Below are 15,353 nucleotides of genomic sequence, written 5' to 3'. Positions count from 1 at the left end.
GGTGACAGCCTAGTTAAGACTATTAATGAGATGAGTCAGAGATGGTAGTTTAGAGTTTATACGCTATACAGAGCGTAAGTGAAGCATGAGTATATGTCATAAAAACTTCATGCAAATTTATGCACTTAATCCCACGCGCAACAGAGACTGAGCCGAGCGAAATATTTATATTATATTTTCATCGTTTCGAATGGCACTAATCAGTAAAACAAGATAAATCACAGCCCAAACTTACTTCGATTTGGACTCGGTAATCACCTCGTCTTGGCTAAACACCTCAACCTGAGTTGCTTGAGATGAGATGCTATGAGCATCAGTTGTTAACGTTAAAATAACAAACAATACAGTCATCACTGCAAATGCAATATTAACCGTTTTCCCTAAAAAGCGTGTTTTTAACATCACGATTTCTCCTAAACTTATCACTACTAAGCTTAGTCGAAATCGTGAGCAAAAAGGTTTAATTCAAACAAAAATAATTTACTAAATGCAATTATCAAAACGTGTTGGTTTATGTGCTAGCCAACATTCGAATTAATTGGTTTTAACGCCTTGATAAGCCTGAGTTCCCCATAATGGCACCGTTGACAAGCTATGCTTAAAGCTACCAGAGGTTTCCTTAGTGGTATAGGCTAAGTACATCAAGGTTTGATTTTTTGCATCAAAGATCCTTCTCACTTTCATTGATTTAAAAAACACACTTTTTGATTTTTTAAATACCACTTCGCCTGAATCACTTTTATCTATATTCGCCAGCATTGCCGGTGTTATTTCACTCGTTTGACGGCAAGAAATAGAGCTATCGCTTGGGTCCGAAAAGCTCAAATCATCTTCAACACTCGCCACATGACAGGTCACACCCGTTACAACGGGATCAACCATAGAGTCTAATTTTATATCTTTGAGCGTAAATAGACCGAGTGACACATCACCAACTTCACTGTCAGAGCAACCTAGTAACGTACAAGATGCCAACAATGCAAACATCAGCTTTTTCATTGTTTTTCCTTAAGATAATCGACGTACAAAAGAAACATACGGAGTTAATACTCTAAGCTATTTGAAAATTTTCGCAAATCACCTTATCTAAAAAAGAGATAACCATTCAAATAATCAAAATAATTATTCACAAAATACGAATAAGCATGTTAGCATGCGCCGCAGTTTCAGGGTGGCTAAATTTACCTAAACCATGAACAAAACATGGCTAATTTATTCACCACCGGTTGTATGAAATTCTCTCTAAACTCGGGACAGAAATGCACCACCTGCATAGTTACCCATTTCTAAAGATTGAAATTTCGTCACGTTTAATTCTTAATTTGAGGTTCCACCATCCATGAGTAAGCTCCATCCAAGCTTAGTCGCACTAGCTGTTAGTTCGAGTTTTTTTGTTGTTAATCAATCACAAGCAGAAGAAAGTAAGATTCAAGAAAAGTCAATTGAACGAATTCAAGTAACAGCCACTCGACGCGCAGGCACAGTTCAAGAAGCGCCATTAAACATTACTGCCGTCGACAGCGATGTGATGAGCGACCAAAATATTGGCGACCTTGAAGATGTAGCAAGATGGGTTCCTGGTTTGACAATCACAGAACAAGGTGGCCGTGAGGGCTCACCTATTATTGTTCGTGGCTTGAATACTAATTCGTCGGAACGTGCTTCTGACTCAGGGACAGTGGCAACTTACCTCGGCGAAATCCCAATCAATGTGGATTTGCGACTAACCGATATCGAACGTGTTGAAGTCTTGATCGGCCCACAAGGTACGCTTTACGGTGCAGGCACGCTAGGTGGTGCGATTAGAACCATGCTTAAAGCGCCAGTGCTTGACGTTATTGAAGGTAAACTAAGTGGTGACTTATTCAGTATCAATGAAAGTGACAGTCATGGTCATGAAGTAGGTGCTGTCTTCAATATGCCTATAGTGATGGATGAATTAGCCGTTCGCGCGAGCATTAACCGCTATCACAACCCCGGCTTTATGGATTACAATTATGTGGTTAAGCAAGCCGGTGTTTCAAACCCAGATCCTGATTGGTCAGATACTGAGGATGTAAAAGCAAACATCAACGCAGTTGCGGATGCAAATGATGAAACCATAACAACCACACGGGTTTCTCTACGTTGGTTGGTGAGCGAGAACATCGATACCACGCTGAACTATTTTCATCAGAAGCAAGAAAATGGCGCTAACTCAATTTCACAATATCAAAGCCTTGCAGCACAGCACCCGCTTGCCGATTCTATCAAACCATACGAGTCAGCGTACCGTGTGCTTGAACCTAACGAGCAAGAAGACGACCTGCTTAGCCTTGAAATCAACGCCGATTTAGAGTTTGCTGATTTAGTTTCGGCATCCGGTTGGTCAAGCAAAGAACAACAAGGCCAACGAGATCAAACCGATCTACTTTATGATATTTGGCCGGGTTATGCGGATTTTCCTAGTTTTACCGCTTTGACTAAAGATACTACTGATCAAGACACTTTTACCCAAGAGATCCGTTTAGTCTCTAAAGGGGATGACGCGCTAAATTGGATTGCAGGGGTATATTACAGCAAACAAGAAATTAGTTCGGACGATAGAGAGTACACGCCAGGACTCACGGCGTTTTGGGGCGATGAAATCGACAATATTGAGCAAGATCTTGAGTATATTGCACTGACCAATGCCACTAGCAAAGAGTCAGCATTGTTTGGCGAAATTGGCTATGCTTTTTCAGACGATTTTAATATCACAGTGGGCGCTCGTTTCTATCGCTATGATGTTAAAACTGAGTCAGCGGCTGAAACCCCGCTCTATTCTGGTGGCCTGCCAAGCCTTGAGCAAATTTCATTTGAACAAGTCAGTGCCAAAGACAATGGTAGTTTGTTTAAGTTTAATGCCAATTACACTTGGCAAGATGGACTGCTGACGTACTTCACTGTCAGTGAAGGATTTAGGTTAGGCGGTGGTAACGGTTTGGAGTCGTGCCCAGAAACACTACCAGAGCAACAGATCATCTGTGCACTGCCGCATGAGCTTAGCTATAAACCAGATACCACCACTAACTATGAGCTGGGATTAAAATCTACATGGCTGAATAACAAGCTGCATTTTAATGCCGCATTATTCAGTGTTGATTGGGAAGATGCACAGATTTCATCTGTGACGGTAAACGGCCAAGAGATCATTACCTCCAATGCTGGATCTGCGAACTCTAGTGGGATTGAGCTATCAACACGGGCTATGTTGAACGATCAGTGGACGGTGTATGCAACCTATTCTTATGCAAAAGCACAGCTAACTGATGAAGCACCAGCCCTGTTTGCGGTATTCAAAGAAGGTGACTATAGCGCTGAAGAAATCGCGCTTTACCAGCCGTACTATGACGGTGCGGACGGTGACCGCCTACCTGGCGCGCCAAAACAGCAGTTCTCATTCGGTTTAAGCTACGAGCAGGAAGTGTTCGACGACAAAATGCTTAACGTTAATTATGGAGTAACCGCACAGAGTGACGTATACACGAAAGTCGGACTCAAAGCTGACGGAGAGGTATTACCAGGATTTGCCTTGTCTAACCTCAGTGCGAAGCTTTCAAGCGAGCAATGGGCCATCACTTTTTATGTCGACAACCTGTTTGACAAATTTGCTTTCACCTCGGTAAGACGCGACAAGTCTTGGGCTGGTGAAGCTAAATTCGCGGCGCTAAACAAAGCCTTGCCTGAGCAGCAGCGAGTGTACGGACACTATGTCACAACACCTCGTACCGTTGGGGTCAAGCTTAACTACCAGTTTGAGTTATAATCAGCAAAAAACTAAAATAGAGAGTGAAGTTACCTTCACTCTCTTTACGTTGCGATGACATCATACAATCAGATCCAAAGCTATATTCAACAGCGTCAATTTCAAGCGGCGCATCACGCATTAGTCGCTCGCATTAATTCCAATGCCAACGATCACCACGCGTACGCCTTATTGGCCGAATTGAATATCGCTCTCGGTAACCTCAGCAAAGCGCTAAAAATTTACGACAAGTGCCTAAGTTTATTTCCCTGCGCACTTTACTCATTGAGCGCTGCCAAACTTGCGCTTTTTACCCAAGCACCATTAGTGGCAAAGCGTTATATTCTGCATTTGCTAGGTAACACACAATTGTCAGGGTCAGAGCACGATACCCTCGCAAATATATTACTGAGATTAAATCAATATACTGACGCTGGTTGGCATTTTAGCCATGCCTATACACGCTCACCACACTGTCCTGAAATCGCGCTCAACTATGCAATGCATTTAAAGATGTCTGGTGAATTAGCACAAGCGCGGACGCTGCTTGCCTCTTTAGTGCAAGCAAACCCAAGTAATGCAAAGTGCCAGTTAGCCTACTCAGAGCTTACTCCTGTAGAATTAGCATCGACTCGCATCGCTCAGTTAGCAACTGAAATAACAACGAAAACTGCACCACTTACATTACAACGGCTTTACCATGCGCAGGCACTCGAATACGAAAAGCAGGAAAATTATCCCAAGGCATGGCAAAGCCTTATTGCCAGTAAACAAGCGATAAGTGCCGAAATTTCCTATTCATCTAAACAAATGACTGGCTATTTTCAAGCACTTGGCAAGCTTCTAGACAAGCCTATTGATTTTGCTCCAGAGCAAACGCTTGCACCAGTATTTATCATTGGGCTACCACGCTCAGGCACCAGTTTAATGGAGCAGATCTTAGCGCAATTGTCACTACAACCGCTGGGAGAGACCAGTATATTGCCCCAAACACTTAGGTTTTCTCATGACTACGACAGCAATATTCAACATATCAGCCACGCCTATGAAGAAGCTAACGCCATTGAGCAATACCGTATCTTCACCACGCAGTCCGTTGCTGGTGCTCAACGTTTTATAGACAAACAACCATTTCATTTTTTCTTCATCGATTTGCTCGCAAAGGCGTTTCCACGCGCGAAATTTGTCGTGATGAAGCGAGACAGAACAGATACTTGTATCGCAAACTTCCGTCAGCTATATCAAACGAATAGCCCCTTCCATGGTTACTCATACCAGATGCAAGATATTCAAGCTATGTATGATGATACTTATGCGTTTTTGCAAGATGCCGCGCAAAAACATCCGACTCAAATTAAGTTTGTGAATTATGAATCGCTGGTAGAAATACCTCAGGCTGTGATGAAGGAAGTCTGTCAATTTCTCGAGTTGGATTGGCAAGACAATGCACTTCACTTTTATAAACAAGGTTATTACTCAGCGACAGCCAGCAAAATGCAGATCAGACAGCCATTGAACAATGCAAGTGTGGGCAAATATCGAAATGTATACCCAATATAGGAATATTGCCCCATTGCAGTGATGATGCTAACGTTAGACAAAAGGAATACAAAACAATAACGATATGAAGCAACTACTCTCTATTATATTTCTAACTGCATTAACGGCCTGCACGCCATCAGAAATTACCAAGATAGAGCAAGCATTAACCCTTGCTCAACAGCAACGAAATTTAGATGCCCAACTTAACGCGCTCAAATCGCTCAATGAATATGATAATAATAAGTGGCAAGCGTTATACCTAGAAACATTGAATGCCTCCACTTTGCTATCCGATGCACAACGCGCCTATGACAACGGCAACATTGTTACAGCCCAGATAGGAGCTGAACAATCCAAAGATATTAATAACTCATTGCAAGCGGATACATTGCTGCGTGCGTTATCTATCGATTACCCACTGACTGAATTGATTGATGAATTAGTCCAATTGCACACGACAGCAAGTAAAAATGAAATATCGTTCACCTCTTTTTTTAACCACTCTCCTAGCAAGTGGAATACTATCGAGATCAATCAAAAGCTGCTTGCCATAAATACTAAGATAAAAACAATTACTGAGCAGATTGAAACACTGCAAAGTATTCAAAGACAATCTCAAAGTTACCAAGCGGTATTAGTAGAAGCAAAACGGCAACGAGGTTTACTAGTTGAACAGGAAGCTATTTTTTTACGCCACTTGCAACAACAGTTCAGTGTTTTACATCAAGCTCAATTTGCAAAGATTTATCAAACAGTGGCCGAACAACTTAATAACTTTGACGAACGAGTAGTAGCCTCAATGATCCGCCAAGATCAAAACAAGTTAATTGAGACGATGCAGCATCAAAGCGAGCTGTTGTACAATATTGATCTCATGCTAAAGCAGGCAGGTTCTGACAGACATGCTGAATTTGAGCCTTTTTATCTTGCCTATATTCAACTACTGAATAAACCCAAAGATTACAGAGAGTATGTACGCAAGGGAGAAGCAGCGCTCACTTTATTTGAGCACGCCGGAGCCCCTCATAACTTTTATCAACAGTATCAAATACTAGTGTCAGAGCCACTAACACTGAGCGATGATTTACTCGCTTTTGCACGCTCACAAAATGAATCAAAGTTTTTGTATAGAAAATACTAGCGACTAGCTATCCACCATGCGAGCAGCACAATGGCCGTTGTGAGAATAACGGCTTTTATTTTATGTTTTTTAATTAGCTTTTCAGCCCGATTACCAGCAAAGTAAACGACCGCCGCCAAGCCAAAATAACGTAGTGAACGGGCAATACAGGTTGCAATTAGAAATTGTAATAGTGAAAATTTTGTGGCGCCTGCTGCTAACATAGCAATCTGAAAAGGTACTGGCGCAATACCTAAGGTCAACACAAACCAAAACCCCTGACTTTGCATCTGCGCTTTCACTTGCTCAAACTGAGACTGACTCGACAGCAGCTCAATAACGGAATCCCCCACGGCATCAAATAAATAGTAACCCAACGCATAACCAAATAAGGCACCAATCACACACCCAACCGTCGCCATTAACGCAATTAGCCATAGCTTTTCTCGCCTTGCCTGCATTAGCGGCACCATCACAGCTTCAAGCGGAATAGGCACGATGGTTGACTCTAAAAAAGAGGCAACCGTGATCCCTTTGAGCATATTTTTTGATTCCACTAATCGCTTGGTCTTCTGCTTCAATTCAGCCGTTAACGCCATCACACTTCCCCCTGATTTTCCAGTAATGGAGACAAGCATAGCCTAAGCTAAGTTTCTCCTTCCTGAATTAAGCAGTGCTTTATATATGCGGGTATTTGTATGTGCGGACAAATGCGGTACCCTGTTTTAGAGTGAATGGTTGGAGAGATGTTTCTGTGAATTATTTGGCGCATTTGTACTTTGCCAAACCGACTGCCGCATCGCACTTTGGCAACTTGCTCGGTGACTTTCAAAAAGGCGTGAATATACAAGCACTGCCTAAACCTGTGCAACTTGGTCTACAAACACATAGACAAGTCGATAAATTTACCGATAGCCACTCGATTACAAAATCTGCTAAACAACTTTTTTCGCCCACGCGTCGCCGCTTTGCAGGCATTGCACTGGATGTGTTATATGACCACTTTTTGATTAAGCACTGGCAGCAATATCACAGCACCTCACTTGACGACTTTAAACATCAGAGCTTTTCCTTGCTGCACGATAACTTACACATCATGCCTGCGCACATGCAACGAGTTGTTAGCGCAATGACACAAAATGATTGGTTTGCCACCTATGAATCCGTAGCTGGTGTGGGCCATGCACTCGATAACATCGCTAAACGTATTCGTTTTCAAAACCAATTTGCTGGCAGTGAAAGGGATATTACAAAGCACTATCAACAACTAGAGTCAGGATTTAATGTCTTTTTTCCACAATTAATTGCCCACATGCAACAACAACTCATAGAGCCTGAAAATTTAGAGTAAATACTCCTCTATATTTGCTCCATGGTTATCAACTATAATGCAGATATATTTGTTGGTAATGGGGTTTTTTGCAGTGTTAAACAGAGTTAGGTTGCTTTTTGTCCAAGCACTATTTACGCTATTTTTACTTTTAACTCCGTTTTCCACCCATGCCAGTGCACTATTACCCACGCTTGAAACGTTGAAGCTGCTGTTAACCGATAACCCATCTGTTGCGCTTGAAGAAATTGACACACTCCTAAACAAAAACACGACTCCAACTTATCTTTCAGCAGCTTGGTTTAAACTCAGCCTAATGAAGATTGAAGCCCACTCTTTGCTTGGCCATTATGAAACTGCTTATCAGGCGATAGATGAGCTCAATCAGGTGTTAGATAAAGTGGCAGACCCTGATGCCAAGAGTAAATTGCTATTGAGCCACGCCACGGTGCTACTTAGTCAAAATCGTGCGACAGAGGCAGAAGAAAAGCTTGAGCTGGCACTCAACACCACCTCTCAAGCCGATGAGCGGTTAATTGCAGATATTCATGATCGCCTTGCTCATATTAACCGCTTTCGGGCAAACTACCGTAGCGCGCTAAATCATGCTGAGCAGGCCATCCAAATTGCAAAACGCATTAATGATGTTCCGCGACTCGCAAGTTTCTATAACCAAATTGGCATTGTTTACGATTACATGGGCCAAATTGAGCAAGCTATCAGCTATCATGAACAATCTCTTATGCTTCAGCGCAAACGCAATAACCAGCAAGGGATCTCCAACTCACTGTACAACATCGGCGAACTCTACCGTGATTTAGAAGAATTTCCTCTTGCACTATCACATTTTGAGCAGGCGCTCAGGGTTGATAAGCTATTAGGTAATCCGCGTCATATCGCCAACAGTTACGGTAAGATTGGCCAAGTTTTATATCAACAGGGAGAGTATAAGCAAGCTCAGGTGTTTATTCTAAACGGCCTTGCCCTAACAAAAAAAATGGAGGCTGACAGCGACACGGCTTGGCAATTAAGTAATTTAGTCAATGTCCAACTAGCTCAAGGTGATGTGAATGAAGCCTTAAATAGTGCAAATGAAGCGCTTACGCTTGCGATAAAATCCGGTGCCAACCGAACAGAGCGTACCGTTAGGCTGGCACTTGCTAATGTCTATTTGGCTCAAGATAAAAGTGAAGACGCCAAAGAACAGCTTGAACTATTACTAAAGCAACCTCAGCTTGGCACTCAAACTCAAAGTGATATACACAAACAGCTGGCCGCAATTTATCAACAAGCAGGCGCATTTGAAGCCGCACTTGCTCAATTAAAACAATATCAGCAAGCACAAACTGAACTAAAGAAGGTTAGCGATAAAAACAAAGCGTACAAAATGGCATTAAACATAGAACTTGTGAAAAAGGAACAAGCACTTAGCCTGTTACAAAAAGAGCAGTCGCTGCAACAAGCAAATTTAGAAAACCTAAAGTTGCAGCGAGGCTTGGCCATCGCCTCTGCGCTGTTGCTGCTCGCAGGGCTTGCCATATACTTTTTAAGACAACGCCAGAAACAAAAACTAGAAGCCTTAGAACAGCACATGGCCGCGCGAGCTTTAGAGCAAAAAAACCAATTGCTCGCCGATATTTCTCACGAGTTGCGTACCCCGTTAACCGGACTAAAACTGACAATTGAGGCGATGCAATTTAATATCGAGCCTGATATTGATGTCGCCTATAAAAAAGTGAACAGTAAAATCAACCAACTGGATACCTTAATCTCGGACATTTATCAGTCCGCTAAGTTTGACAATAATGTGATGTCGTTAGAGCTCAGGCCGCTTGATATTAATACCCTTGTTAAGGATTGCTGCTCTGAACTCACGCCTGTTTTTGCGAAAAAGCAACAATCTCTGCGCTGTAATTTAAGTGGGCAAGTCTTGCAAGTAGAAGGCGACCCACAGCGTCTAAAACAGGTCATCCTGAACCTTTTACGGAACAGTCATTTTTACACCGATGCAGCAGGAACCAGTCTAGTACATACACGTTTAGTCGACTCATATGCCATTATCACAGTGGAAGATTCAAGCCCAGGAGTAGCAACCTCGGAGCTAGATAAAATTTTTGAACGACTTTATCGCTGTGAACACTCCAGAAGCCGGGATCTTGGCGGCTCGGGGCTTGGACTTGCGATTAGCAAACATATTGTGTTGGCGCATCATGGTTCTATCAACGCCAATCATAGCCCGCTTGGCGGGCTACTCGTTGAAGTGAAGCTTCCGATTAAATCCGCTCAAAACGATATAGGCCACGCCAAATCACCGCAGTGATCTCACCTTTGTCATTCGTTTCAGTGGTGACATCTGCGCCCCCTTCAAGCTCAATCAGGGTGTCTTCCTCTGTGGCAACGAATGCCATCAGGTTATCGCGGGCCATATCTAAGACGTTAAATCGCGTACCATCTCGGGTGATTTTCATTTTAAACTGATGATCTTTCTCATAAGCATACAGACCTTCCAATTGCTTTGCGCGTGCCTCAGATAATGTAATCGCTGTTATTTTTTTACTGCGTAGAAAATCCCAGCCGTAATGTTCGCTGATGGCAATGCGAAGCTCACCAAATACGGTACTCGCTGAGTCGCCATTGGACATCAACACCATACCCTCGCCTTTTTCTACATATGCTTCAAAACGGTTGCTAAAGCCTTTATTTTTACCACCATGGGTGAAGATAAGTCCTTGCTCACGCTGTTCAAGCTCTGGTCCCAAACCCCATACGTCATGATGAACTTCAAGCATTTGCTTCGCCAGCTCTGGCGTGATGGGCCCCACGGTATTGCCGGCATACGCTTGTTGTACGGCCATAATATATTTAGCAAGATCCACCGGAGTGGTCCAAAGACCAGCAGCGGCTTGTTCTGGATAAACATGCCAGTCCCCCTCGACTTGCTCGCCTTTATCGTCAAACGCAGCACTGGCTTTTGACCATAGCGTTTTTGGTAGTGGTTGCGCATAGGTACTATTGTGCATACCCAACGGAGTTAAAATTGCCTGTTGGACGTACTCTTCAAATGGCATTTTTGTCACATCTGCCACGAGCAATTCCATTACCGTGTAACCACCGCCAGAATAGCGCCAAGCTTTACCTGGCAAAGTGTCAACCGTCACTAAGTCGGTATTGCCTTTCCCCATTAAGACTTCAACATCGGTTGGAATTTTACTACCACGCACGTAGCCCGGAAAGCCATGTTGAGTGAGCCCCGAGGTGTGAGTCATTAACTGTCTCAAAGTAACAGGATTGGCTTTGGTAAATTCGTTCGTTGGTACTTTCCAAGAGGTGAGATATTGATTAACGTCAGCATCTAAATCGACTTTACCATCTTGTGCTAGCTTTAATACCGCAAGCGCTGCAACGGGCTTACTTATTGACCCTGCCTGAAACAGCGTTTCAGTGGTCACTTTTCGATTTTGCTTTTTATCTGCAATGCCAAAACCCTCAGCCCACACCACTTTACCATCTTTGATCACGGCAAGGCTTAAGCCCGGCAAATGTGTTTCTTGAAGACGCGTCTGCAAATCTACAGGTTGGTATTTTTGGCCTTCTAACTGCACTTTAGGTAAGAGGTTATGAGCAACTTGTTCAACTTGATGTTGAGCCGAGTCAGTGGCGAAGGATGTCTGACTTAGCAAAGACGAGCAAAATATGGCGCAGTACAATAGTTTCGACATGATATTTCCCTTGTTATTATCGTTATTCACTCACTTTACACACTGATAAATGTGCCGTGAATGAATAACAGTATAATCATGAGATGAAGAAAAATGCACCTACATCAACTTTGTGCCTGAGACACTCGGCGATTAACGGGGTAACGCTCGAAATCCTCCCAGTAATGAATACCACCTATCATCTCTTTTACTTGATAGCCCATTTTTGCGAGCTTATAGGCGGCCTTTGTTGCGCCATTACACCCAGGACCCCAACAATAAACCACGATTGGCGTAACCTTGTCATACTTAGTCATCGTCAGTTCACTTATGTCTGCGCTTGGCATATTGACTGCGCCTTGAGCATGACTTTTGGCAAAGGCTTCATTCGACCTGACATCAAATAGCACAAAATCCTGCTGCCCCGTTAACATCGCCTGATAAACATCAGCACAATCCGTTTCGCAAGCCAGCTTCATTGCAAAATACTGTGATACATCTACTTTCATCTTCTAACTCCTATTTAAATACTCTGGGTCCTAAATAATCTGAGCTGCGGATAATTATTTAACCTCACCCGAGGTCAACTACGTTACGCATTCAATCAGCGTTAATGAATTCATATTTTTTGAAGGCGATGTTCATCATTTCAGAATAGGCAATCGCAGCAAGCTCATTTAAACTGGTGGTATTCAATACGTAATTGAGTTTAGTGCAATGGAGTTTTACCATTTAAGGTCGTTTGTTGCGGTTGCAGAAGCCCAAAATCTAACAGCAGCAGCGAAACGACTTTACACCACACCACCTGCTATCAGCGCCCATATCAAAGCGCTTGAGCAAGAACTCAATACCGTATTGTTTCATCGTTCTAGCAAAGGGATGCAGCTCACAGAACAAGGTAAGATCTTGCTAGACAAAGCTAAGTTAACGCTTGCAAGTGCAAATGATTTAATGCACACCGCAGCACAAGCCAAAACACTGCTCACAGGCGAGTTCAGACTTGGCTTGAACCACCCTATCGGCACTTCGAGCGAACTTGGCACACTGATAAAAACCCTCAACCAGCACTTTCCAAGTCTTTCTTTTTCGCTGGAATTACTCTCAAGTGGTGTCATCGTCGACAAACTCAGTGATGGCCTACTTGATGGTGGGGTTATTTATGGCGAAGTACCTGCACATTTTAGCGCTGTACCGCTCACAGAAGTTGCAGTTACCACCGCTTATCCTGCATCTTGGCCTATGCCATCACATAAAGCCGAATTGGCACAGATGACGTGGATACGTATGGGAAAAGGCTGCCCTTTTGATAAGCAACTTGATCAACAGCTAAGTGAAGTAAACGCGGTAAATATTAATGCTGCGGATGAGCGCTCCCGCTTGGCTTTAGTTAAGGCAGGACTCGGCGTGAGCTTTATAGAAGCCAACGCCATTGCAGATCAAGGAGCAGAGGTTGCCTTGTCTAGTTTGCTAGACTTTTCGCTCCCCGTAAATTTTGTTGTGGCAAATCAAGCGCTCATAGAGCCTAAAGTGAACGCCGTGTACCAAGTCGTTTGTGCGTCTATTGATGCTGCGCAAGGATAATCCCCTGCTGCTTTTTCGGCATTTTTTCGACTACAAGGCGAAATGAGTTATCCATCATCCGCTCAAGTTCTCCAGTAGGAATGGAGCCATCGAGCACCACCGTGTTCCAGAGCTTTTTATTCATGTGGTAACCCGGTAACACCGCACTAAAAATATCTCGCAGCGCTTGCGCTTCATCAGGATCGCATTTGAGATTTACGCGCCAATGGGGATGCTCGTCATCTTCTTTGCCCATTTTACCAAGCGCCAACGTCGCGAACATTTTGTCTTTCACTTTATATACATCAACGCCTTCACCAAAAGGTTGACTTACGCTGGTATAGGGTTTTGCAAGCAAGTAGTCGTGTACTTGTTGATGATCCATCTTATTCTTCTGCCTTTAGGTTAATCGTTGCCGCTTAGTAGTAAAGCATAATACCAAGCGGCGTAGTAGCATAAATTACTCAACCTGAGGTTTGAATAAGAAATACGCTAACTCATTGTTTTGAAGCTCAGGTTACTCAGGTTGTGGTGCCTGCCCTTGCCAACTCCAACTTGGAAATAGTTCGCCATTCACGACGGCATTATTACCAGAAAACAGCGAGTGCGGCCTTTCTTGCGTTACCCAATTTGTCGCAGAGGAGTGCTCCAACTCAAAAACCACGTTCCCAAAGAAGCTGTAAGGCCCTGACAAGGTCGAGTTTCTATAAGCAGAAAACAAGGTTTGGCCCCCCATCATCAGTTCACCAACACTACTTTGCTGGTCGATTTCGGCGGCGCCTTTACTCCAGATCATCAATAGATTTATATGCGACTGGCCATCTGCTAAAAAGTAGCCATTTCCAGCAACTTGTACTGCGTCGAACTGGTTCCCTTGCGTACTTCTAGCATTGGCGGTGTCAAACACATATGCTGTCATCGCCTGATTGCCGGCTACAAATTCAGCAAAAGCCCCCCCTGCTATTTTCACTTTAGCTTGGTTTAGATTACTTAAGTAAAGATTACTATTATCTGTCACGATATAGTGGTATTCAGGCTCAGTGCCTTGCACTTGAGTCGCGACATTATCCAATCTTGCCATTCCCTGCGCCGTCACCGTTACGCTACTTTGCTGAGCGGTGCTGACAAGCCCTAAGTTATTGAGCTTAACCGAACCAGACTCCACTAATACGGTCGGCTGCACGCCGCTTAACGCCGCAGAGATAACATCTTGAGTATTATCAGACCCCGAAATGGTGATACCTGGTCTCGTGATCTTAATTGGGCCCTGACATTGCCCTTGAATAGCATAGGTAATTTCATCAACAGGCCAACTTACTTGCTCAACTGCACGTTTCAGTAAGCTGGGGTTAGTATGACAGTTGATAGCAAAAGTATACGACCCACTGATACTTTGTGATGCGACTTGCTTTGCCAAGACATGCAGCCTTTTGACATCGCTGTCATTTATGTCCTTTGCAAAAACATGGGAAGCGCAGATAGCGGATGCAACTAAACAGGTTGCAAATATGCTTGTACTTAATTTCATTTCCTTATCCTTTACACGGTTAATCCTGCCAATTGCAGTACCCTAAATCCTAATACAGATCCTTTGTTTTGCCAGGGCCTGTTGATCTTTGCTGTTTGACTTTTGTTCTCCTGAGTGTGTTTTGGTTGCGACGCTCGACTTGCCGCCTAGTAATCTAGGCAAAAGTTGAGCAACAATGAACAAAGCGCACTCAGGTGAACCCAAAGGGCAGTGCTTGATTGGCATTTCTTCTGTGTTGCCCCACAAGGATGTGGGGTAAGGTGACTTTGCAGGAGCACAAAGTCTTTATCGCCTGACTTACATAGAACAACTATGCTACGCAGACTCTGCCTTGTATAAATACCAATCAAGCTGCTGCAAAAACAAACTTGAAAGATAAACAGGCCCTCGATATAAAATACACTGTATATTTAAACACTACTGACACTCCCTGACACAACATCGTGGTTTACTCTTTTTGAACTCAAAAAGGAGAAAGACCATGCAACAAAATGTCGTAGAGATTGTAAAATTTAAATTGGCTCTTGGTGCTACAGAGAGTGACATTATGGGTGTAAACCCAGCATTTACCGAGTGGGTTGAACAGCAACCTGGGTTACTATATCGTTCGTTGACTAAAGACAGTCAGACTGGCGAGTATTTAGATATTATTTATTGGCAATCGATGGAGCATGCTAAAGCGGTTTCGGCGCAATTCCCAACAACCGAAGTATGCCAAAGATTAACGCAATACATAGACAGCGAGAGTGTCACCATTAGTCACAGTAATGTGCTCTCTCAAACGCCATGTAGCGGTTAATTAATCTGAG

At 43.4% G+C, this 15,353-nt stretch carries 14 protein-coding genes; 7 read left to right on the top strand and 7 right to left on the bottom strand.

Going from position 1 to position 15,353, the window contains the following annotated elements; all coding sequences use genetic code 11:
• Positions 1 to 231 precede the first annotated feature (231 nt).
• Positions 232 to 405 carry a hypothetical protein gene (locus MHN30_RS01450; protein ID WP_162484726.1) on the bottom strand — a complete coding sequence of 58 codons (174 nt, stop codon included), beginning with the start codon at positions 403 to 405 and terminating at the stop codon, positions 232 to 234.
• Between the two features lie 129 nt (positions 406 to 534).
• Positions 535 to 999, bottom strand: a complete 465-nt coding sequence (locus MHN30_RS01445; protein WP_045964078.1) for a CreA family protein — start codon at positions 997 to 999, stop codon at positions 535 to 537.
• A 340-nt stretch (positions 1,000 to 1,339) separates the two neighbouring features.
• Between MHN30_RS01445 and MHN30_RS01440 the strand changes: the two genes are divergently transcribed.
• The 3 genes from MHN30_RS01440 (at position 1,340) to MHN30_RS01430 (ending at position 6,449) form a co-directional block, all read left to right on the top strand.
• The gene (locus tag MHN30_RS01440; protein ID WP_239357350.1) at positions 1,340 to 3,787 is read left to right on the top strand and encodes a TonB-dependent receptor; all 2,448 of its coding nucleotides are present in this window, start codon (positions 1,340 to 1,342) and stop codon (positions 3,785 to 3,787) included.
• Positions 3,788 to 3,841: 54 nt separating this feature from the next.
• Positions 3,842 to 5,326 carry a sulfotransferase gene (locus tag MHN30_RS01435; RefSeq protein WP_239357338.1) on the top strand — a complete coding sequence of 495 codons (1,485 nt, stop codon included), beginning with the start codon at positions 3,842 to 3,844 and terminating at the stop codon, positions 5,324 to 5,326.
• Positions 5,327 to 5,390: 64 nt separating this feature from the next.
• On the top strand, positions 5,391 to 6,449 hold the full coding sequence (locus MHN30_RS01430; RefSeq protein ID WP_239357325.1) for a hypothetical protein: 1,059 nt from the start codon (positions 5,391 to 5,393) through the stop codon (positions 6,447 to 6,449).
• On the opposite strand, the gene MHN30_RS01425 is transcribed toward MHN30_RS01430, so the two are convergent.
• Complete coding sequence (locus tag MHN30_RS01425; protein WP_239357707.1) at positions 6,446 to 7,027, bottom strand: VTT domain-containing protein; 582 nt, start codon at positions 7,025 to 7,027, stop codon at positions 6,446 to 6,448. The genes MHN30_RS01430 and MHN30_RS01425 overlap by 4 nt on opposite strands.
• A gap of 155 nt (positions 7,028 to 7,182) precedes the next feature.
• Here MHN30_RS01425 and MHN30_RS01420 point away from each other — a divergent pair, with 155 nt between their 5' ends.
• Positions 7,183 to 7,779, top strand: a complete 597-nt coding sequence (locus MHN30_RS01420) for an ACP phosphodiesterase (protein ID WP_193521363.1) — start codon at positions 7,183 to 7,185, stop codon at positions 7,777 to 7,779.
• A gap of 91 nt (positions 7,780 to 7,870) precedes the next feature.
• On the top strand, positions 7,871 to 10,078 hold the full coding sequence (locus MHN30_RS01415; RefSeq protein WP_239357322.1) for a tetratricopeptide repeat protein: 2,208 nt from the start codon (positions 7,871 to 7,873) through the stop codon (positions 10,076 to 10,078).
• Here the strand turns inward: MHN30_RS01415 and MHN30_RS01410 are convergent.
• On the bottom strand, positions 10,032 to 11,477 hold the full coding sequence (locus MHN30_RS01410; RefSeq protein ID WP_239357317.1) for a serine hydrolase domain-containing protein: 1,446 nt from the start codon (positions 11,475 to 11,477) through the stop codon (positions 10,032 to 10,034). The genes MHN30_RS01415 and MHN30_RS01410 overlap by 47 nt on opposite strands.
• Positions 11,478 to 11,581: 104 nt before the next feature.
• Positions 11,582 to 11,965: a rhodanese-like domain-containing protein gene (locus MHN30_RS01405; RefSeq protein WP_039496749.1), complete on the bottom strand. Its 384-nt coding sequence runs from the start codon at positions 11,963 to 11,965 to the stop codon at positions 11,582 to 11,584.
• 208 nt (positions 11,966 to 12,173) lie between these two features.
• On the opposite strand from MHN30_RS01405, the gene MHN30_RS01400 reads away from it, so the two are divergent.
• Entirely contained in the window at positions 12,174 to 13,037 is an 864-nt protein-coding gene (locus MHN30_RS01400) for a LysR family transcriptional regulator (protein WP_239357302.1), read from the top strand.
• Here MHN30_RS01400 and MHN30_RS01395 read toward each other — a convergent pair.
• Together MHN30_RS01395 and MHN30_RS01390 are read right to left on the bottom strand one after the other, a co-directional pair.
• Positions 13,015 to 13,401, bottom strand: a complete 387-nt coding sequence (locus MHN30_RS01395) for an MmcQ/YjbR family DNA-binding protein (protein WP_010606232.1) — start codon at positions 13,399 to 13,401, stop codon at positions 13,015 to 13,017. The genes MHN30_RS01400 and MHN30_RS01395 overlap by 23 nt on opposite strands.
• A 132-nt stretch (positions 13,402 to 13,533) precedes the next feature.
• Positions 13,534 to 14,544, bottom strand: a complete 1,011-nt coding sequence (locus MHN30_RS01390) for a hypothetical protein (RefSeq protein ID WP_239357277.1) — start codon at positions 14,542 to 14,544, stop codon at positions 13,534 to 13,536.
• A 481-nt stretch (positions 14,545 to 15,025) separates the two neighbouring features.
• Between MHN30_RS01390 and MHN30_RS01385 the strand changes: the two genes are divergently transcribed.
• Positions 15,026 to 15,343 (top strand): hypothetical protein, encoded by a 318-nt coding sequence (locus MHN30_RS01385; RefSeq protein ID WP_010375910.1) that lies wholly within the window; start codon positions 15,026 to 15,028, stop codon positions 15,341 to 15,343.
• Positions 15,344 to 15,353: the final 10 nt, after the last annotated feature.

This window comes from Pseudoalteromonas sp. OF7H-1 (genome assembly GCF_022347825.1).
GTDB classification, from domain to species: Bacteria; Pseudomonadota; Gammaproteobacteria; order Enterobacterales; family Alteromonadaceae; genus Pseudoalteromonas; species Pseudoalteromonas maricaloris.
The sequence above is the reverse complement of the archived record's forward strand: the minus strand, read 5'-3'. Positions and strand labels throughout refer to the sequence as shown.

Coding starts and splice junctions, on each gene's coding strand:
- MHN30_RS01445 (WP_045964078.1), bottom strand. CDS start 999: ATGAAAAAGCTGATGTTTGCATTGTTGGCATCTTGTACGTTACTAGGT.
- MHN30_RS01440 (WP_239357350.1), top strand. CDS start 1,340: ATGAGTAAGCTCCATCCAAGCTTAGTCGCACTAGCTGTTAGTTCGAGT.
- MHN30_RS01435 (WP_239357338.1), top strand. CDS start 3,842: ATGACATCATACAATCAGATCCAAAGCTATATTCAACAGCGTCAATTT.
- MHN30_RS01430 (WP_239357325.1), top strand. CDS start 5,391: ATGAAGCAACTACTCTCTATTATATTTCTAACTGCATTAACGGCCTGC.
- MHN30_RS01425 (WP_239357707.1), bottom strand. CDS start 7,027: ATGGCGTTAACGGCTGAATTGAAGCAGAAGACCAAGCGATTAGTGGAA.
- MHN30_RS01410 (WP_239357317.1), bottom strand. CDS start 11,477: ATGTCGAAACTATTGTACTGCGCCATATTTTGCTCGTCTTTGCTAAGT.
- MHN30_RS01405 (WP_039496749.1), bottom strand. CDS start 11,965: ATGAAAGTAGATGTATCACAGTATTTTGCAATGAAGCTGGCTTGCGAA.
- MHN30_RS01400 (WP_239357302.1), top strand. CDS start 12,174: ATGGAGTTTTACCATTTAAGGTCGTTTGTTGCGGTTGCAGAAGCCCAA.
- MHN30_RS01395 (WP_010606232.1), bottom strand. CDS start 13,401: ATGGATCATCAACAAGTACACGACTACTTGCTTGCAAAACCCTATACC.
- MHN30_RS01390 (WP_239357277.1), bottom strand. CDS start 14,544: ATGAAATTAAGTACAAGCATATTTGCAACCTGTTTAGTTGCATCCGCT.
- MHN30_RS01385 (WP_010375910.1), top strand. CDS start 15,026: ATGCAACAAAATGTCGTAGAGATTGTAAAATTTAAATTGGCTCTTGGT.